The 17,757-nt window shown below is 61.8% G+C and carries 14 protein-coding genes and 1 pseudogene; 9 read left to right on the forward strand and 6 right to left on the reverse strand.

The annotated features are described in order from the left end of the window. Window positions 1–32: 32 nt before the first annotated feature. Entirely contained in the window at window positions 33–1,343 is a 1,311-nt protein-coding gene (locus tag F3Y30_RS03485) for an extracellular solute-binding protein (RefSeq protein ID WP_203425166.1), read from the reverse strand. A gap of 404 nt (window positions 1,344–1,747) precedes the next feature. Between F3Y30_RS03485 and F3Y30_RS03490 the strand changes: the two genes are divergently transcribed. The 6 genes and pseudogenes from F3Y30_RS03490 (at window position 1,748) to F3Y30_RS03515 (ending at window position 8,123) form a co-directional block, all read left to right on the forward strand. Continuing rightward, entirely contained in the window at window positions 1,748–2,944 is a 1,197-nt protein-coding gene (locus F3Y30_RS03490; RefSeq protein WP_203425167.1) for a Tm-1-like ATP-binding domain-containing protein, read from the forward strand. A gap of 11 nt (window positions 2,945–2,955) precedes the next feature. Continuing rightward, window positions 2,956–3,797: pseudogene (locus F3Y30_RS03495) on the forward strand (phosphoenolpyruvate hydrolase family protein). A 26-nt stretch (window positions 3,798–3,823) separates the two neighbouring features. Continuing rightward, window positions 3,824–4,243 (forward strand): cupin domain-containing protein, encoded by a 420-nt coding sequence (locus F3Y30_RS03500; RefSeq protein WP_203425168.1) that lies wholly within the window; start codon window positions 3,824–3,826, stop codon window positions 4,241–4,243. A 66-nt stretch (window positions 4,244–4,309) separates the two neighbouring features. Continuing rightward, a complete protein-coding gene (locus tag F3Y30_RS03505; protein WP_246752856.1) occupies window positions 4,310–5,497 on the forward strand; it encodes a Xaa-Pro peptidase family protein in 1,188 nt (395 codons plus the stop codon). 115 nt (window positions 5,498–5,612) lie between these two features. Next, window positions 5,613–6,518 carry a glycosyltransferase family A protein gene (locus tag F3Y30_RS03510; RefSeq protein ID WP_203425169.1) on the forward strand — a complete coding sequence of 302 codons (906 nt, stop codon included), beginning with the start codon at window positions 5,613–5,615 and terminating at the stop codon, window positions 6,516–6,518. Window positions 6,519–6,593: 75 nt separating this feature from the next. Then, on the forward strand, window positions 6,594–8,123 hold the full coding sequence (locus tag F3Y30_RS03515) for a polysaccharide biosynthesis C-terminal domain-containing protein (protein WP_203425170.1): 1,530 nt from the start codon (window positions 6,594–6,596) through the stop codon (window positions 8,121–8,123). A gap of 27 nt (window positions 8,124–8,150) precedes the next feature. Here F3Y30_RS03515 and F3Y30_RS03520 read toward each other — a convergent pair whose 3' ends face one another. The 5 genes from F3Y30_RS03520 to F3Y30_RS03540 are packed head-to-tail and all read right to left on the reverse strand — an operon-like array spanning window position 8,151 to window position 13,931. Then, window positions 8,151–10,610 carry a glycoside hydrolase family 2 protein gene (locus F3Y30_RS03520; RefSeq protein ID WP_203425171.1) on the reverse strand — a complete coding sequence of 820 codons (2,460 nt, stop codon included), beginning with the start codon at window positions 10,608–10,610 and terminating at the stop codon, window positions 8,151–8,153. 8 nt (window positions 10,611–10,618) lie between these two features. Continuing rightward, window positions 10,619–11,584, reverse strand: a complete 966-nt coding sequence (locus F3Y30_RS03525) for a DUF1839 family protein (RefSeq protein WP_203426469.1) — start codon at window positions 11,582–11,584, stop codon at window positions 10,619–10,621. Between the two features lie 11 nt (window positions 11,585–11,595). After that, complete coding sequence (locus F3Y30_RS03530; protein WP_203425172.1) at window positions 11,596–12,504, reverse strand: amino acid--[acyl-carrier-protein] ligase; 909 nt, start codon at window positions 12,502–12,504, stop codon at window positions 11,596–11,598. 3 nt (window positions 12,505–12,507) lie between these two features. Then, entirely contained in the window at window positions 12,508–13,680 is a 1,173-nt protein-coding gene (locus F3Y30_RS03535; protein WP_203425173.1) for an acyl-CoA dehydrogenase family protein, read from the reverse strand. After that, window positions 13,677–13,931 (reverse strand): acyl carrier protein, encoded by a 255-nt coding sequence (locus tag F3Y30_RS03540; RefSeq protein WP_203425174.1) that lies wholly within the window; start codon window positions 13,929–13,931, stop codon window positions 13,677–13,679. Before F3Y30_RS03540 ends, F3Y30_RS03535 begins: the two co-directional genes overlap by 4 nt. Window positions 13,932–14,326: 395 nt before the next feature. On the opposite strand from F3Y30_RS03540, the gene F3Y30_RS03545 reads away from it, so the two are divergent. Genes F3Y30_RS03545 through F3Y30_RS03555 form a run of 3 tightly spaced genes read left to right on the forward strand, consistent with a single transcriptional unit; the run spans window position 14,327 to window position 17,747 of the window. Continuing rightward, window positions 14,327–16,408: a GumC family protein gene (locus F3Y30_RS03545; protein WP_281435420.1), complete on the forward strand. Its 2,082-nt coding sequence runs from the start codon at window positions 14,327–14,329 to the stop codon at window positions 16,406–16,408. Continuing rightward, entirely contained in the window at window positions 16,405–17,091 is a 687-nt protein-coding gene (locus F3Y30_RS03550) for a hypothetical protein (RefSeq protein WP_203425176.1), read from the forward strand. The genes F3Y30_RS03545 and F3Y30_RS03550 overlap by 4 nt, the downstream gene beginning before the upstream one ends. After that, window positions 17,073–17,747 carry a hypothetical protein gene (locus tag F3Y30_RS03555; RefSeq protein WP_203425177.1) on the forward strand — a complete coding sequence of 225 codons (675 nt, stop codon included), beginning with the start codon at window positions 17,073–17,075 and terminating at the stop codon, window positions 17,745–17,747. The genes F3Y30_RS03550 and F3Y30_RS03555 overlap by 19 nt, the downstream gene beginning before the upstream one ends. Window positions 17,748–17,757: the final 10 nt, after the last annotated feature.

The following is a 17,757-nucleotide window of genomic DNA, read 5'->3' on the forward strand; positions in this document are numbered from 1 at the left end:
GCATCGGCCCCCTCCGCCTTGGCTTCAGCCGATCAGTTGATGCGGCCGTATTTCTTGAACGTTGCCGTCCAGTCCGCCGCCAGTGCGTCGAGGGTTTCCTTGGACGTTCCCTCGCCGCCGACGATCGCCGGATAGATGCGCTGGTTCAACTGCTGGAGCAGCTCCGCATATTCCGGCACCGCCCAGAAGTCCTTCACCTTGAACATCGTCTCGTAGAAGGCCTTGTTGTACGGCGTGGCATTCTGGAACTCCGCCGACTCGAGCACCGCCTTGTTGCAGGTGTAGCCACCGAGTTCGGCCCATTTCTTCTGGGTGTCGTCCTTGATGAACCACTCGAGGAACTTCACTGCCTCCTCCTTGTTCTGCGAATAGGAGACGATCGAGATTCCCTGCCCGCCAAGAGCTGCGAACTGGTCGCCACCCGGGCCTGCCGGGTTCGCGAAGAAGCCGGTGTTCTTGGCGTGGGGATTCGTCGATTCGTTGAGCAGGGCCGGGAAGAAGGCGAAGTAGTTCATGCTGATTGCAGCCAGACCCTCGGTGATGGCCTGGTTGTTTTCGACGAAGAAGGTCTTGGCCCAGCCCGGAGGCGTGAACTTGTAGAGCTCCTTGTAGGCGTCGAGCGCTGCTACGGCCTTGTCGGAATTGATGATGCCTTCCACCTGGTAACTCACGGGGTCACCGAGTTCGCCGCCGAAGGAAAACAGCGCGTTCTCGAACCCCATGGCCATCCCGTCATAGGAGTTGTCGGTGTAGATCGCGATGCCGTAGCGCTTCTGATCCGGGCGGTGGAAGAACTCAGCAATATCGCGAAGCTGCTTCCAGTCCTTCGGCACGTCGAGGTCATAGCCGTACTTGGCCTTGAAGGCTTCCTTCTCCTTGGGGTCCTCGAACCAGTCCTTGCGATAGGACCAGCCGACGGCGTCTCCCTCGGTCGGGATCGACCAGTATTTGCCGCTGTTGCCGGGATACTCGGAATAGAACTTCACGGTCGCCGGGGCCATCGATTCCAGGACCTTGTGCTCCTTGACGAAATCGGTGAGGTCGACGTAGTGGCCCGCTTCCGAGGCCGCACCCAGCCATTGGCTGTCGCCGACGATGAGGTCATAGGCGCTGCCCTTGGCATTGAATTCGGTAAATGCCTTCGTCTGGAAATCCGCCCACGGCGTCGTTTCGACCGTGACCTTTACGCCGGTCTCGGCTTCATATTCGTTGACGAGTTCCTGAAGATAGTTGGCCGGATCCCACTCCGCCCAAAAGATCGTAAGCTCTTGCGCCTTTGCGGAGGTACCGCAGGCGAACATCATGCCGAGACCGGCCAGAAGGCCGGCTATTTTGTTGCGCATAATGATTTCCTCCCATTTACGCACCTAGCCCGCGTCGTGAGCGGGCGTAGCAAGCCGGCTTTGTTGGCCCTCCGGGTTTCTGCCTATTCGGCACGGGCCCTCCTCGACCCTTTTCCACCTTTTCGGACTATCAAGCCTGATCCGTCGCTTCGTTCAATCTGGTAGTACCAAATATAAATTGGGTCAAGGCATTCTGGGACATTGAAAAAACTGACAAAAGCGCCAGACTAGTAATCTATACATCAAAGTCCCGTGCTTTTTAATCGGATTTTCAATCAACCAGTCTGATTTATCGGTTTGCCACTGGACTCCTTACAAGCCGAAAGGCTACTAATCTGGTCAAACCAGAATGCTGCACATCAGCATTTAGGACGTTCACGGAGGAGGTGAACCGGGGAGGGTGCATGAGCCGGATATACGTGGTCAGCACTGCAGATACGAAAGGGGAGGAACTGGCGTTTCTCTCGGAGAGGATCGAGGCGGCCGGCGGCAGTGTGCTGAAGGTGGACGTCGGCACCCGCGGCCCAGCGGTCGCGGTGGATACAACCGGTGCCGAGGTTGCGGCGCATCACCCTGATGGCGCGAACGCCGTTCTTTCAACGACCGATCGCGGCGTGGCGGTTGCGGCGATGGGCGTTGCCTTCACCCGTTTCATCCGCACCCGCAACGATATCGGCGCAATCGTCGGCATCGGGGGAGGCGGAGGCACCTCGATCATAACTTCGGGCATGCGGGAGTTGTCGCTGGGACTTCCCAAGCTCATGGTATCTACGCTCGCCTCGGGCGATGTCGCGCCCTATGTCGGTATCTCCGATATTGTAATGGTGCCGTCCGTCACGGACATGGCAGGCTTGAATGCCCTTAGCAGCGTGATCCTGCAGAATGCCGCCTCTGCCATTGCGGGCATGGCGGCTGCACCCGCACAGGAGGTTGCACATCTTCCCTCCGTGGGCCTCACCATGTTCGGCGTCACGACACCCTGCGTGACCGCGATCGCGGAAAGGCTTCGGAGTGATCACGACTGCATGGTCTTCCATGCGACGGGCACCGGCGGCAGGACGATGGAGAAACTCGCCGACAGCGGCATGCTGAAGGGAATCATCGACATCACCACGACCGAAGTCTGCGACCTGCTCTGCGGCGGCGTGCTGGCGGCGACGGAGGATCGGTTTGGTGCGGTGGCCCGAACACGGCTTCCCTATGTGGGGTCGGTCGGCGCTCTGGACATGGTGAACTTCTGGGCACCTGAAACGGTGCCGGAGAGATATCGCCACAGGCACTTCTACCGGCACAATCCGAACGTGACGCTCATGCGCACGACCGCCGGGGAATGCCGCGCCATCGGGGGCTGGATTGCCGCCAGGTTGAACGCTTGCGACGGTCCGGTCCGCTTCCTCATTGCGGAGAAGGGCGTGTCTGCGCTCGATATCGAAGGTGGTGCTTTTTACGACCCGGATGCCGACCATGCGCTGTTCGAGGCAGTTGAGGAAAAGATGCGCCAGACCGCCGACCGGCAGATCGTGCACCTGCCCTTCCATATCAACGATCCGCGATTTGCCGAGGCGGCGGTTGCCGCCTTTCGCGAGATCTCAGCCGAGTGAGAGACGCCCCCATGCCCTTTGTTCCCCGCAAAGCCATCCTTGAGAAGTTCGAGCACATGATCGCGCGCGGCCAGCCTATCATCGGCGGCGGTGCCGGCACCGGACTTTCCGCAAAGGCCGAGGAAGCCGGTGGCATCGATCTCATCATCATCTACAATTCGGGCCGATACCGCATGGCGGGGCGCGGCTCGGCAGCCGGGCTCCTCGCCTATGGCAACGCGAACGAGATCGTGAAGGAAATGGCGGTCGAAGTGCTGCCCGTGGTCAGGCATACGCCAGTCCTCGCGGGCGTGAACGGCACCGATCCCTTCGTGTTGATGCGGCCGTTTCTCCTGGAGCTGAAGGCGATGGGTTTTTCAGGCGTCCAGAATTTTCCGACGATCGGCCTCTTCGACGGGGCCATGCGGCAGAGCTTCGAGGAGACGGGAATGGGCTTCGGCCTTGAGGTCGACATGATCGCACAGGCGCATGAACTCGACCTCCTCACCACGCCGTATGTTTTCAATTCCGAGGAAGCGGCCGCCATGGCGAGGGCCGGCGCCGACATCATCGTGGCGCATATGGGCGTAACGACGGGGGCTCGATCGGTGCGACGTCGGCCAAGTCGCTGGACAGCTGCGTCGAAGAGATCTCGGCGATTGCATCGTCCGCCCGTTCCGTTCGCAAGGAGGTCATCGTACTCTGCCATGGTGGGCCTATCTCAATGCCTGACGATGCGTCCTACGTGCTTCAGCGCTGCCCGGGCTGCAATGGTTTCTATGGCGCAAGCTCGATGGAACGCCTTCCCGCGGAAGCGGCGATCCGCGAGCAGACCCAGAGTTTCAAGAATCTGAGAGTCGGTATCGTCGTCTGATCGACGGAATTCAGGGAGATCTCATGATGTCGAAGGCAAGGAATCTGTTTGTGTACCCCAAGGATGTCACCGTATTCGGCTTCGATTGGGGGCAGCTTGCAGTGACGATATCTCCGGAAGTGAACGGGGCTGAGCGTTTTTCCGGCGGGGTCGTCGACCTTCCGAGCGGAAAGGGACACGCACGCCACAATCACCCGGGAGCGGAGGAGATAATCTTCGTGATCGCCGGCCGTGGTGAGCAGATGGTCGAGGACGAGGAGGGCCATCCGATCGTTCGCGAGGTCGGGCCGGGATGCACGGTCTTCATTCCGGAGAGCAGGTTCCATTCGACGCAGAATACCGGCTCCGAACCGATGCAGCTCTTCGTGGTGTACTCACCTGCGGGGCCCGAAGTCGCGCTGCGCGACCTGCCGGACTTTCGTCTCATTCCGCCCGCGCGAGGCTGACGAGGACGATAGCCGTGGCGTCCGGGCGCATCCAGACAATGCTCGCCACCATCTTGGGAGGAAACCGTGAACGAGACAGCAAGAGAAGCGTCGGCCCTGCCGACGCCGTTCGATCATCATCGCCTCGATCGGCTGATGGAGGAGGCGGGGATCGATGTCCTGCTCGCGACGTCGAAGCACAACACCCAATATCTGCTCGGCGGCTATAGGTTCATCTTCTTCTCCGCCATGGATGCGATCGGACACAGCCGCTACCTGCCCATCGTGATCTACGAGAAAGGCGTGCCGGAGCACGCCGGCTACGTTGGAAACCGCATGGAGGGGGGAGAACATCAGAACCATCCGTTCTGGACACCATCGGTGCGGACCGCCTGCTGGGGTACGTTCGATGCCGTCGAGCAGGCCGTCGCACATCTGAAGATGATTGGCAGGACGGGCGCGCGGATCGGCATCGAGCCATCCTTCCTTCCGTCGGACGCGCTTGCGCTGCTGTCGGCGGCACTCGAGGGCTCCACCTTCGTCGATGCGACGGGGGTTCTGGAGCGCTTGCGGGCGATCAAGAGCCCGAGCGAGCTGGAGAAGCTGAAGCGTGCGTCCGAGCTCATTACCGACTCTATGATGGCCACCATCGGCTGGGCACGCGAGGGTACGACGAAGGCCGAAATCATCGAGCGCCTGCGCCGCGAGGAGACCGAAAGGGGCCTCAATTTCGAGTACTGCCTGCTGACCCTCGGCCCGAGCCATAACCGGGCCTCCTCGTCGCAGGCCTGGGCGAAGAGCGACATCCTGTCGATTGATTCCGGCGGAAACTATCACGGCTACATCGGGGATCTGTGCCGTATGGGCGTTCTCGGGGAGCCGGATGGCGAACTGATCGACCTGCTTGCCGAAGTGGAATCCGTTCAGCAGGCGGCCTTCTCAAAAATCTGCGCCGGTGTGGTTGCCGGCGACGTGATCGCGCATGCGGAAACGTCGCTGAAATCGATCCCGAGCGCCGGTTTCACCGATTTCTTCACCCACGGTATGGGGCTGGTCAGTCATGAGGCGCCTTTCCTGATGACGAACCATCCCGTGACATATGAGGGCGTGGATGCCGGCCGCCCCCTGGAGGCGGGAATGGTGGTGTCCGTCGAAACGACGATGCTTCATCCGAAGCGTGGTTTCATCAAGCTGGAGGATACGCTGGCGATCACCCACACAGGTTTCGAAATGTATGGAGATCGTGGTCGCGGCTGGAACCGTGGCGACCAATAGAGGCTAAAAATCAAGGAGAAAGCTCGAATTGGGGAGCTCGACTTCATGACGCCTTAACGGGTTTAGCGGGAAGATGGGTAAGACGGCATCAGGTTGCCGCCTTCAGGGAGCTTCCATGTCGAACCGTTCGGATACCCGCATTTCCATGGTGGTGGCCACATTGGGTCGCTCCGGCGAACTGGAGCCGCTTCTCGCGTCGCTCGCCGCGCAGAGACGTCGCGATTTCGAGTTGATCGTCGTCGATCAGAACCGGGATGACCGGCTTGTTTCCGTGCTTGCGGGCTGGCGCGACGATTTCGAGATCGTACACATCCGCACGCCGCTGCCGGGTGTCTGTCGCGCCCGCAACCTCGGAGCCACGAAGGCAAGGGGAGAGTGGCTGCTGTTCCCGGACGACGACTGCTGGTATCCGGATGATTTCATGGCCCGGCTGGACTCGTTGCGCAAGGAGCATTCCGCCGACTTTTATTGCGGTCGCGCGGTCAATCTCTCCGGCGAGACGATTATGGGAAACTTCTCGAGGATCCCGGCCGCGATCGTTCGCGCCAATGTCTGGACGACCCTGATAGAATGGATGCTGCTGGTTCGCAGCTCCGCCTTTCTCGCAGCAGGCGGTTTTGACGAGCAGATCGGTCCGGGTTCGGGCACCCCATGGGGCGCCTATGAGGTTCAGGACCTGGCTCTCTCCTTGCTCTCGACGGGCGCGAAGGGCTTCTACGATCCCGCTCTCACCGGCTTCCACCCCGACGACATTTCCGACCGCACCTCTCCCGAGAGCATCGCCAAGATGCGAACCTACAGCTCGGGGCTCGGCTATGTCATGCGCAAACATGGTTTCGGGGTGGCCAGCTACCTTCCCCGGCTGCTGCGGCCCCTCGCTGGCGTGGCCGTCTACGGACTTACCGGCAGGACCGGCATGGCGCAACGATCGCTGGAGATCTTTCGCGGACGATGGTCCGGCTGGACTGACGCGCCGCGATCCGTGCACGAGGTTAGAACCGGCGTAAGGGCAATATTTTAAGACTCGCCGGCTACGGTGCCCGCAGGCGCATGACGCGCGTCTGCACGACAATCGCGTGCCGCAGAAGGACTGCCGATGAGTACGAGCATCATGTCGAATTCGCTCCTGAATGCGGCGGCTGGAATGCTGCAGCTTCTGACGGGATTCGGCTGTTCCGTACTGGTCGCGCGTCTCCTCGGGCCTGATGCCAACGGCGTCGTCGCCTTTGCTCTCTGGGTCGCCGTCACGGGTGCGCTGATCGCGGAACTCGGAACGGGCATGCTGCTCATGCGCTTCATTCCCGAATTGAGGGCGAGGGGCGCAAGCGAGCGCGAACGGCGTGGCTTTGCGGCCTATCTCGCTCTGCCCGTGTTTCTGTCCACCACGGTTATCACGCTTGCCTATTGCCTTGTTTCCTGGAGGGCCGAGGCCGCGCATTGGCTGGAGGCGAGCGAGAGCGTCGTCGTTCTCACAGGCATTCTTCTTTTCATCCAGTCCATTGGTTCCATCACGAAGAACTATCTCATCGGCGAACAGCGGGTGCTCACGCTCTTGAGGATCACAGCGCTCTCCTCGGCGCTGCAGATCTCCTTCGTGCTCGCGGGTGCGATTGCTGGCGGCACGGTTGGCGCGCTCGCCGGCTATATCGCCGGCCAGGCGGTTCAATTCTTCTACACGGTTCGCATCTTCGCGACGCCACGCAATGCCGCGGGATATGAAACCAAGTTCCTCGCCACCACCTCGGCGATCCTGTTTGTGGAGTATGTGATCGGGGCGATATTCTTCAGCCGGCCGGAGTTGTTCTTCCTCCAGCATTTCCGTTCTGTCGGCGAGGTTGGTCTTTATGCGGTCGCGCTTTCGCTCGCCAATCTCGCCCTGCAATTGCCTGTCCAGCTCACCGGCAGCCTCATACCCTTCTATGCGGAGCGCCGGGAACTGGACGGCGGCATGCTTTCGGCGGATGTCTTTCACGGCGTGATGCGCAGCTTCGCCTACATAACGCTTCCCCTCTGCTTGGGGCTCGCATCCATTTCGATCCCGCTCGTCGTTGCGGTCTATGGCAATGAGTTTGCACAGAGCGGTCTCATCGTCGCCATCCTGGCGGCGGGGTCGCCGGCCTATGTCTTCGTCCAGCTTGCCGCGCAGTATCTCTATTCCATGGGCAAGGTAACGGCCCGTCTTGCCATCAGCGGATTGGGCGCGGCCATCATGGTGGTGGGCTGCGTAGTCGTGGTGCCGATCTGGGGTGGCCCCGGCGCCGCCGTTGTGAGGGGTATTGTCTTCGCGGCAATGGGCCTGTTGCTCATCCGGCGCGTCCAGCTGAAAGCGCAGGCATCGGGACAGGGAACCGTGCTTGCCAAGGTCACGATTGCCGCGATCCTGTGCGGCGGTGCCGCGTGGACTGTCACCGAATTGGTCCCCGGACTGGTCGGTGTCGCGATCTCAATTTGCGCCGGTGCGGTCGTTTACTTCCTGATGCTGCGGTTCTTGCGCGCTATCCCGGTGGAAGATGCGGTGGTAATGGATCGCCTCGTCTCGCGCATGCCGTCAGGTCTGGGGCGGGCATCACGCCGCCTCGTCTCGCTTCTCGTTCCAGCCCAGCCTTCGCAGGTCGCCGCCGAATAGCCCGGCGCGACCGGGCCGGCATTCCTGTCAGAAGTTAACTGGAGACGCGAGGGCAGGCGCGCGGATCTCCCCGGACGGCGCGGGTGCGTTCTCTGCGCCGCTAAGCGAAAGCTTACGGATCTCGCCGGGCGCAAGGTGAAACCAGTTATCGGAAACCACGTAGCCCTCGGCGACGACATTCACGGATTGCACGAAGCGATCGGTCGAAACGAGAAGCGACCATCCTTCGCTTTGTTCGAGCCCGGCGGTTATTGTCGCAGCTGCGAATACGGCCGACCGCCCCTGCGGGAAGTGAAACGCCTCGTGGATCACCTCGCGAGTGTCGCAGTCGCGCAGCCGCGCCACCGTCACTTCGTGCGCCGGCGGACCGAACCGGAAGGCATATGTGGTGTCGAAAAAGGCACCGAAGAGATCCGTTGCGGCGATCGTCCGCGACTCTCGCGCCGAAAGCGCCAGCTCGCGGTTTCCCGCGACGACAGGCACTCTGCCGTCCCTCAGGCAACTGACTTCTAACGACACATGTCGATCGAACGGAGTTTCGTTGATGACGTGGATGTCGAGCCCGTTTGTTCCCTCATCCGAAAGCGCGATGTGGACTGGCCGGAAGGCGCGCCGCAACGCATGCCAGATCGGTTTTGGCTTGCCTGTGGCGTCGATCAGTCCCCAGCCCGCACCGGGCAGGAGATCCATGAATGTCCAGACCAGGGCGCCGTTGCAGGTCGACCCAGGCCGCCGCCACTCGGCAAAGACCGCTTCAGCGACTTCCCCCGAAACCGCCCGCGAAAGATCGAGGTAGCGTGCGGGATCCTCGCGCCGGAGCCTTGATGGATCGACGGCATAGAGATCGGAGAGATAGTGATCGCGGATATCCTCGAAGTCCCAGGACGCTCCCCTGTCCCGCGGCACACGCGCCTTCCATCGCGGATCGAGAACGGCCGGGACCGGCAGATGCGTGTCGAGGGTCTCCTGTTCCGGCACGTTCGCAAAGGCGAGGCTCTCGGCGGCAAAGCGCACATTGGCCCTCCGCGCGTCCTCCAGTGGCCGGCAGTAAGCCCCGACCCCGTAGTAGTGGGTGACGCCGGCATTGGGCGAAAATGGCATCGCCCCGCCGCTTGGGCTGTTTTCGACGAAGGGGAGGTCCGGGCGTTCCGCCGCGGCGATGGATGGCAGGATTTCCTGCGTCAGGCGACCGTTCCACGCGGTTTCCGGAAGCCCTAGCATCGCTGCCTGCTGGAACATTTCGCTGCCGCCGCAAAGGATGGCCAGCGAAGGCGAGGCCCGGCGGGCGCGCAGCAACTGCGTGATTTCCTGCTGCACCAGCGAGACGAAACCGGGATCACTCACAGGATAGTCGAAATTCGCGAACATGAAATCCTGCCAGACCAGGATGCCGAGTTCGTCGCAGAGGCGAAAGAACGCTTCCGTCTCGTAGGTCATCGTTCCGCCGATGCGCAGCATGTTCATGCCTGCCTCGGCCGCAAGCCGAAGCAGCGGCTCGTAGGCGGCTCTCTCGCCCGGCAGATCTACGATGTCGGCATTGGTCCACACCGCACCGCGGCAGAAGATTGGTTCGCCGTTAATGTGAACCGCAAAGTCCCGGCCGTCGGCGCCGCGGTCGATAGAGACCCTGCGAAAGCCGGTCCTGCCGAGGAGCCGACGTTCGCCGCCGATCACGATTTCGATGTCGTGCAGAACGGGGCGGCCGTGCGTATGCGGCCACCATGGCTCCACGCCGGGCAACGTGATGCTTCCACGGTAGGCGCCGTCGACGAGTTCGAGCGGCCCAGTTTGCCCCGCGCAGGTGAGCGCAATCGGCCCCGTTGCGCCGAAGAGGCTGAATGACACGTCCAGGTGGCCGGTGCCGTCCTCATCGAGTGTCGCCGAAAGGCGCAGGTCGCTAGGGTCGTGCTCCGCATTACGCACAAGCCGTATCGGGCGGAACGGTCCGACGGGGTGGATTTCCGGACACCAGCCTGGCATGTAGCCCAGCAGACTGGTGCGAACGAGACGCAGTCCCTGCGGGGTTATCATCTGTGGCCGCCATCGCGCTCTTGGTCCGCGCTTCTCGAGGTGCGGGGCGAGGGCACGGAAACAGATCGCGAGGCGATCTGCGCCGTTGCAGGTAACGGTGACATCATGCGCGAGGAACATCGACTCGGCCGTCAGTACCTGCTCGTCATTCCAATAGACTTCCGCCACCGTGGCGAGCCCTTCAAGGCGCAGCAGTGCTGGCCCGTTCGGCTCGTCGTTCACGTCGAGGAAGTACCAGGCATCCAGATGGTTCAGCGGACGGGGAGCGGCCCGATCGAATTTTCGAGCCCGTTCCAGAGCGCCGGCGACGGTTCCGGGCACGACGGCATCGATCAGTTCGACGTCGGCGGTTCGGCCTGAGGGGTTGGTCCAGGCGCCCGACGGCGTGAGCGCCATCGTCCAGCCGTCCGTGAGGTTCCGGCTGACGGAGGCTTCAATGCGCGGGCGCGTATCCATTATCACTCTCAACCCAGCCGGCGGCGGAGGACGGCCATCAACTGTTCCCATGCTTCCGCTGCGGGATCGAGGGCGGCGGCGAGCGGTTCGAACTTTTTTCTCGCCACCGCGCGCGCGACCTGGAACTGGACCGATTTGGCCACTTCCGAGATTCGCCTCGCCGCCTCGGCCGCTTCGACGAACGGGCCATCGGGGGCAATCCATTCGAGATGGCTGGCGGCAAGTTCGAAGTTGGCTCCGAGCTGGCGCAACGTGTTGAAAGCGTACTTGTGGAAGAAGCCCGAAGGCCGTTCCGCGACCGCTTCCACCTGCGCCGGAAACACCTTTGAAAAAGCGGCAATCGGGTTGTCTTTGGGGCGGCGGGAAAAATGGAAGTGCAGCAAGCGCTCCCCTTCCGCGATGAGATGCGCGGGCTGAGGTTTCTCCGCAGGAAGCTTGGCGAATTCCGTGTAGGGCAGGAACGGCAGTTCGTCGGGTCCGTCTTGCAGCCGGAACAGTCCGTCGAAATCGTCGCCCTCGACACGGAAGAATCCCGCATTGTGGAAGTAGTCCATGCTCCGCGCGGCGACGTCGAGCCGGTTCACGGCGACGGTCGTCTTGCCGTGTTCCATCCGATAGGCGACCCCGCGCGTATCGGGCATGTAGAAGCTGTCCATCTCGATGAGGCACAGCCGCGCACGCGACACCTGTTCGGCGACATGGGCCTCGATCCGGTCGTATATGGCAAGCTCGGTGCAGCGCACGCCGTAAAGCCGCTCAAGGTCCTCCAACGGCACCTTGAAGAAGGTGAACTGGTCGCCCTCGAAATCCTGGGTCAGCGTAAAGCCGAGCATTGCCTCGGGGGACATCGCGAGCGTGGAGAGCACCTCGATCCAGAGATCGACATAGCAATTGGTCTCCGGCCACATCCGATCAAGGCTATGAAGCGGATGTGGCCGGTAACTGTCGGGTTCGAGACCCGGGAAGACTGACATGACTGCCAAGCTCAGAATCCGAGCGTCTTGCGGACGGTTTCCGGCCAGGTGGCGACATCCATCCCGTGCCGGGCGAACAGCGCAAGGGCGATCCGCTCCAGTCCGAAGCCCACGCAAGCCGTGTGCGCCACGCTGCCGTCTTCAAGCTGGAGATCCCATTTCGTCCCGAAGGCATCCTGGTGATAGTTGAAGCTCATGCAGGCCGTCGGCTTGGCGGCCGAGGTCACCGGTATGAGGAGCTCGAACTTCAGGTTCTGGTCCCGCTGGTTGTTGACCATCATGCGTCCGGCGCGGCCGAAGAAGGGATCGTTGGCGACATCGATCGTTACGTTGAGGCCAAGCGATTCCATCATCTTGACGCCGCGATCCATCCAGGTCTGACGGAATTCGGTGACGTGCGCCTCGGTCCCCATGCAGACATATTCGCGCATGCGGAAGAGCTGCTGGCGCGCGGGATCGGTCGAGGGTTCGTGCCGGAAGCAGTAGGATTGCAAGTCGTAGAGGCTGCCCTTCGCCGGCAGGCGGCCGCGCTTTGCAACGGTCGGATAGAGCGGATAGCAGGCTGCCGGCGTCAGAACGATCTCGGTCGCCTTCTGGTCCTTCGTCCAGTCGCCGTCCACCTCCATGCACTGGAGCAGGCTCATATGGTCGAGATCATTGCCGCAGAAGCTGTGCACCGTGCCGGCCAGCTGCGGAAAGCTCTTCATGTACCCGCTCTTCTCGAAATAGGCGCGGTTCATGCCGGGCGGGAAGCGCATTGCCTCAGCGCCGTCCTTGCCGCCGTAGCTGTCGATGAGCGTCTCGAAACGGGCGATTACCTCTTCGAACAGGCCGCTGCGACCGTAGAGCCCTTCGACGCCGGTATCGATCAGGAGCCCGGACTCGAAGAGTCTGTCGAGCAGTGAGGATTGCATGTCCATGATTCACTCCATCAAGCTGGTGTCCTGCTTGTGGATGAGCAGGAGGTTCGATGTGTTGCCGAGAATACGGTCGTTGGAAATCATAAGCTGGGCCGAATGGGCGTCGCGCAGGTGTCGCCCGAGGCTGAAGGGCGTGCCGTTCTTGTATCCGAGGATCCCGCAGATCAGCATCGCATGGTTGATGATCGTCAGGATCATCTCGGAAGAGCCCACCTTCAGGTTGTTCATCGAAACGGCAAAACCCATCGAAGACAGACGGTCCGGTTCGGCCTTCGCGGCCTCGAATTCCTTCAGTCCTGCGACGACGTTGGATTTCAGCATCTGCAGGAGGTTGGAGGCCTCGGCGAGGCGCAACGCACCCGGAGGCGGAGCACCGGGTGACTTTCGGGCGGCCGCCCGGACGAAGTTCTGAGCGCGGCTGACCGCATTGACGGCGATGCCGTACCAGACACTGCTCCACAGGAGATGCGACGTTGCAAGCATCGACTGCGCCGCGATTTCGGCAAACGGCTTCGGCAGAACCTGCTCCGCCGGTGCATTGCCCTTGAAGAGATAGCCGTCCGAGCAGGTCCCGCGCATGCCGAGCGTATCCCAGACATGGGTGCGTTCCAGCGAATACTGATCCTTGGTGAAGACGGTCATCACCTGGTCGGTCGAAGCGGCATCGGCGTGTGCGCGTGACGTGATGAGAATAGCGTCCGCGAAGGCCCCGTAGGAAATGACCGTCGCGTCCTTCTCGAGGCTGCACCGGTCGCCGGAAATCTCGATCGCGCAGATGCTGTTGCGCAAATTCCCGCCAATGCCGCCTTCGGTCGTGGCGGATGCGAGAAGAAGCTGCCGCTCGCAGATTCGGCGCATGAAGGCACGATGCCAGGTGCTGTCCATACCGTGCGAGACAAGGCTGGAGAGCTTGATGTGGTGCATGGCGAAGATCATGGCCGCCGCTGCACAGGACTGGCCGATCAGCGAGCAGACTTCAGCGATCTCGGAAAGGCTCGCATTCTCGCCGCCAAGCCCGGCGGGGATCTGGATCGACAGCAGCCGCTCGGTGATCATCGCATCGACAGCCTCCCGCGGGAAGCGACCCTCGACGTCCACCTGATCGGCGTGGGCGGCAGCAACCGCACCGACGCGCTGCGCGCGCTCCGAAAGGCTCGCGCCGGTGGAGATGTTCATTCGGCCGCCTCCGAGACGCCGAGAATGACCTCAACCGTCCTGACGATGGCGGCGATGCTCTGGAACGACTTGCGGTTCAGGAGATTGTCGGGAAACTCGATGTCGAACGTCTCTTCGATTGCCAGCATGATCTGGACGGACGCGAAGGAAGACATGCCCGCCGCATAGAGGTCGGCGTCGTCGGCGATCAGGTCCGCGGCGACCGGCAGGCCACCATGCTTCGCCAGCAGTTCTCGGATTTTGGATTCCATTTTCCCGTTGCTCCTCGATCTGTTTCAAAGCGTCCGCACGTCATGTGGTCGCTTCGCTCTCGTCCTGTGATACAGGCCGGGCGATAAGATCGACTAAAAGGACTTGGATAAGAATCGGTGAACCCGGTCGTTAAAGTACGCAAAGGTTGCATCGAATCGACTCACCGGCGGCTGAGGGCGGATTCTCGCTGGAATAGCCGGCATTCCAGGGCTGGCGCGCTCTCGGAGTCTGGTTGGCGAGCTGCGGCTTCAGGCTTTGTTAACCATCTTCTGCGACCGTCGAGGCCGACAAAAAGCGCAAGCCTCGCGGTCCGGGACGGATCCCGGAGGCACAGGCGTGGCAGATTTTTTTAAATGGGGTGAAGCGCTTCGGCCGCACGCACTTCGGGCATTCGATGGACATAGACATTTTTCAGCTGCCCGGAATCTTGAGACGGAGAATCCGTTATGTGGTTCTGACGGCGCTTGCCTGTGTCTTGCTGGGGTTGGCATTTCTGCTTCTCCAGAAACCCTATTATCGATCCACCGCAGAGCTTCTCGTTGACGTCGGCACCGGCCCGGTCGTCGGCTCGGAAACCGGAATGGGCGCGGAGGGCGCATCCGGCGGACAGCAGACGCTTGGAAGCCAGCTATACATCCTTCAATCGCGCCAGCTGCTTCATGAAGTCGTCAAGGAATTGTCCCTGACGAGCGATCCCTATTTTGCCGGTACGGGCGGATGGCGTCAGAAACTGTTCGGCGGCGTGACGAAGGCAAGTGAAGAGGGTCGGGCGGACGGCGTGGTCAGTGCCTTGCAGCAGGATCTCATTGTCGAACGTCAGGGGGAGACCCTCGTCTTCACGGTGTCGGCGAAGCATCGAGACAGCGAAATGGCGGCCAGGATCGCCAATGCCGTGGCCAATGCCTATCTTCGCCAAACGGACGCTTCGCGTTCCGATGCCAACCTGCGTACCAGCATGGCGCTCCAGGTTCAGGCGGAGGAGCTTCGCAAGCGCCTTCTTGACGCGCAGGCGGCAGTGGAAAAATTCAGGGCCGAGAACGGCCTGATTTCCACCGGTGCGCAAGGCCTTGTTTCGGATCAGCAATTGTCGGGTCTGAACCAGCAGCTACTGGCGGCAAGCCAGCTGGTTGAGCAGCAGAGGACGATCGCGGAGCAGGCCAAGCAGCTGAACGTCCTGGATGTCGAATCCGGTGCAATTCCCGAGGCGCTGCAGTCGGCATCGCTGAGCACCTTGCGCAGCCGCTACGCGCAGATGCTCGACCGGCAGGCGGAGCTTTCAGCCAATCTCGGCGACGGCCATCCCCAGATGCGGGCGGCGCGCTCGCAGACGGCAAGCATGAAGATCGTCGTTGAGAAGGAACTCGGCCGCATCCGGCAATCGACGGAAAACAACTACGAGCGAGCCAAGAGCAACCTCGCAGCCCTTCAGAAGCGGTTCGACGGCCTGACCGAGACGAACAGTGACAGCGGCAAGGCGCGCATCCGCCTTACCCAGCTGCAGAGCGAGGCCACGGCAATCGACGCGGTCTACAAGTCCTTCCTGACGCGCGCAGAGGAATTGAGCCGGCAACAGGATATCGGCAAGGGCAACTCGCGCATCATTTCCCAGGCGGTGCCGGCAGCAAGTCCGGTCCAGGCACCCAAGCTGCTGGTTCTAATTGCGGCCCTACTTTTCGGCACGGCCGCCGGCAGCGCGCTCGCAGTCCTGCGTGAAGTTCTCGCCGGGACGCTCAGGTCCGAGCGCAACCTGCTCGCGGCAACCGGAGTGCCCGTCCTTGCCATTCTCGAAGCGGAGCATTCCGTCCCTTCAGGATGGTCCGCAAGGGTCAGCGAGGCGTTGAGTCGCCTCAAGGTTCTGTCGGCCTCCGGCGCAGCGATACCGGGAAGGGCGCCGGCATTCGGCCTCGCGCGCGCCGCCCACATGCTGCGGATTGAGCTGGCCAAGACGGTCCCCGCGACGATCATCGTCCTTTCCGCCGGAACGAAGGGTGGTTCACACGCTGTCGCAGCCGGCATTGCCCGTGAGCTCAGCCTGCTTGGAGAAGAGGTCCTGTTCTTCAATGGCGAACTTCGCGCGGAAAAGGTGCGTTCGCTGGGCGCAGTTCGCTCCGTCAAGGTCAGCACCGGCCTCGGACGCCCGGCCACGGATATGGATAGCCCGGCCCACGCATTGCAGGATCTGCTGGAATTCGAATGGATGGGAGACCGGGGACGCCGCGTCGTGGCGCTTTCCTCCGTCCGCGTCGGGACACGCCCGCTCGCCCGGAAGTCCTCCTTCAATGTAGTCGATGCCTGCCAGACGCCTGCGGGCGAGATGCTTCCGATCCTGCTAGATCACGTCGATGGAATTCTCATTGTCTCGGAAATAGGAGCGACTTCCACCGCCGCCCTTTCGGCCCTGGTTGAAGAAATTGGGCCCTGGCGCGAGAAGCTTCTTGGAAATGTCGTCGTTTCCCAGCAGGCCGTCTGGCGATGAAGGTCTTTCCGTCCCCGCGCGAACGCTTCCCCGGATCGTTTTCGACCCCGCTGGAATTTTCGGGATCATCTGGGCAAGAGTCTGCCCATGTCTCGCCACTCCTCCGCACGCTTGCATTTGCCTGCGTGCTCGGCGGATTGCTGTTCAACCTCGTGCTGTGCCTTGTGAACACCAGGCTCATGGGCATTGCCGAAAGCCATGTCATGCTTTCGGAGATGCTGATCGTCGGATTGTGCTTCCTGGTCGCCGTGAACCGCCGGCTTGGCTTCTACCTGCTCATCACCGTCTTCGTCAGCTACATGGTGTTGCTCTTCGCCCTTCGCGGCGGGCAATACAATCTCAAGGCGATCCGAGACATTCTCATCCCGATCGCGTTCTATTTTGCCGGCATGCGGATCAAGGACCCCAGGTTGGGTGATCGCCTTGTCGTTGTGTCTTCGGCAATCGTGCTGGTGATCGGCTTGTTCGAGTATTTTCTCAGCGATCTCTTCATCTCGTACTTCAACGTCATCGGCTATTATGTGGCCCGGGGATCCGTGACGGTAGACCAGCTCTACGGCCAGACCCAGGGCCTGTTCATCTCGGGACGCGCCCGGAGGCCCGCACGATCCTGCCGTTCCTTGGCCAGCATCGTGTCTCCTCGGTGTTCCTGGAACCGGTCTCGATGGGCAACTTCGCGGTGATCGTCTATTCCTGGGCGCTGTACCGGGGCCGCGAATTTGCTGCGCGCTGGTGGGCCGGGGCGATGGCGTTCGCGCTCATCGCCTTTGCCGATGCGCGCTTCGGTCTTTACACCTGCGTGCTCATCACGCTGCTCTATCCCTTCTACAATCTGCTGCCGCGCACCGTGTGGAGCGTCCTGCCGTTCCTGCTGCTCGCCGTTCTCGCGGTCTATGGCATTACATCGGTCACGGGCGAAGGTCCCAACGACATCGCTGGCCGGTTCACGGCGACCGCCCATATCCTGACGCAACTGTCGACAGGCGTCGTGATGGGTACCGAGATTACCGATCAGTTCACCGCTGATTCGGGGCTCGCCTATTCGCTCACGGCATTCGGGGCCATTGGGTTTGTCGGGCTGTGGCTGACCTTCGTGCACGCGCCGCTTGCCGATCCACGCGCCTGGCGGTTCCACTCCATGGTGATCGTCTACATATTGCTGCTGATGCTGATCAGCGACTCGTTCTATTCGATCAAGACGGCGGCGCTGCTATGGTTCCTGCTCGGAACATCGAACGCCTACAGAAAAGAACGGCGCTCTTCTGTCACTCCGTCTGGCCACCAGGCCATCGGCAATCTGCCCATCGCTGCAAGAAGCGCCCGGCCGCTGCACGGCTGAAGAGTGACTG

Origin of the sequence: Sinorhizobium sp. BG8 (genome assembly GCF_016864555.1) — a bacterium.
GTDB lineage: Bacteria > Pseudomonadota > Alphaproteobacteria > Rhizobiales > Rhizobiaceae > BG8.

Bases quoted from the DNA above. Each gene is read 5' to 3' on its own strand.
- F3Y30_RS03485 (WP_203425166.1), bottom strand. From the start codon at position 1,343: ATGCGCAACAAAATAGCCGGCCTTCTGGCCGGTCTCGGCATGATGTTC.
- F3Y30_RS03490 (WP_203425167.1), top strand. From the start codon at position 1,748: ATGAGCCGGATATACGTGGTCAGCACTGCAGATACGAAAGGGGAGGAA.
- F3Y30_RS03500 (WP_203425168.1), top strand. From the start codon at position 3,824: ATGTCGAAGGCAAGGAATCTGTTTGTGTACCCCAAGGATGTCACCGTA.
- F3Y30_RS03510 (WP_203425169.1), top strand. From the start codon at position 5,613: ATGTCGAACCGTTCGGATACCCGCATTTCCATGGTGGTGGCCACATTG.
- F3Y30_RS03515 (WP_203425170.1), top strand. From the start codon at position 6,594: ATGAGTACGAGCATCATGTCGAATTCGCTCCTGAATGCGGCGGCTGGA.
- F3Y30_RS03520 (WP_203425171.1), bottom strand. From the start codon at position 10,610: ATGGATACGCGCCCGCGCATTGAAGCCTCCGTCAGCCGGAACCTCACG.
- F3Y30_RS03525 (WP_203426469.1), bottom strand. From the start codon at position 11,584: ATGTCAGTCTTCCCGGGTCTCGAACCCGACAGTTACCGGCCACATCCG.
- F3Y30_RS03530 (WP_203425172.1), bottom strand. From the start codon at position 12,504: ATGGACATGCAATCCTCACTGCTCGACAGACTCTTCGAGTCCGGGCTC.
- F3Y30_RS03535 (WP_203425173.1), bottom strand. From the start codon at position 13,680: ATGAACATCTCCACCGGCGCGAGCCTTTCGGAGCGCGCGCAGCGCGTC.
- F3Y30_RS03540 (WP_203425174.1), bottom strand. From the start codon at position 13,931: ATGGAATCCAAAATCCGAGAACTGCTGGCGAAGCATGGTGGCCTGCCG.
- F3Y30_RS03545 (WP_281435420.1), top strand. From the start codon at position 14,327: ATGGACATAGACATTTTTCAGCTGCCCGGAATCTTGAGACGGAGAATC.
- F3Y30_RS03550 (WP_203425176.1), top strand. From the start codon at position 16,405: ATGAAGGTCTTTCCGTCCCCGCGCGAACGCTTCCCCGGATCGTTTTCG.
- F3Y30_RS03555 (WP_203425177.1), top strand. From the start codon at position 17,073: ATGGGCAACTTCGCGGTGATCGTCTATTCCTGGGCGCTGTACCGGGGC.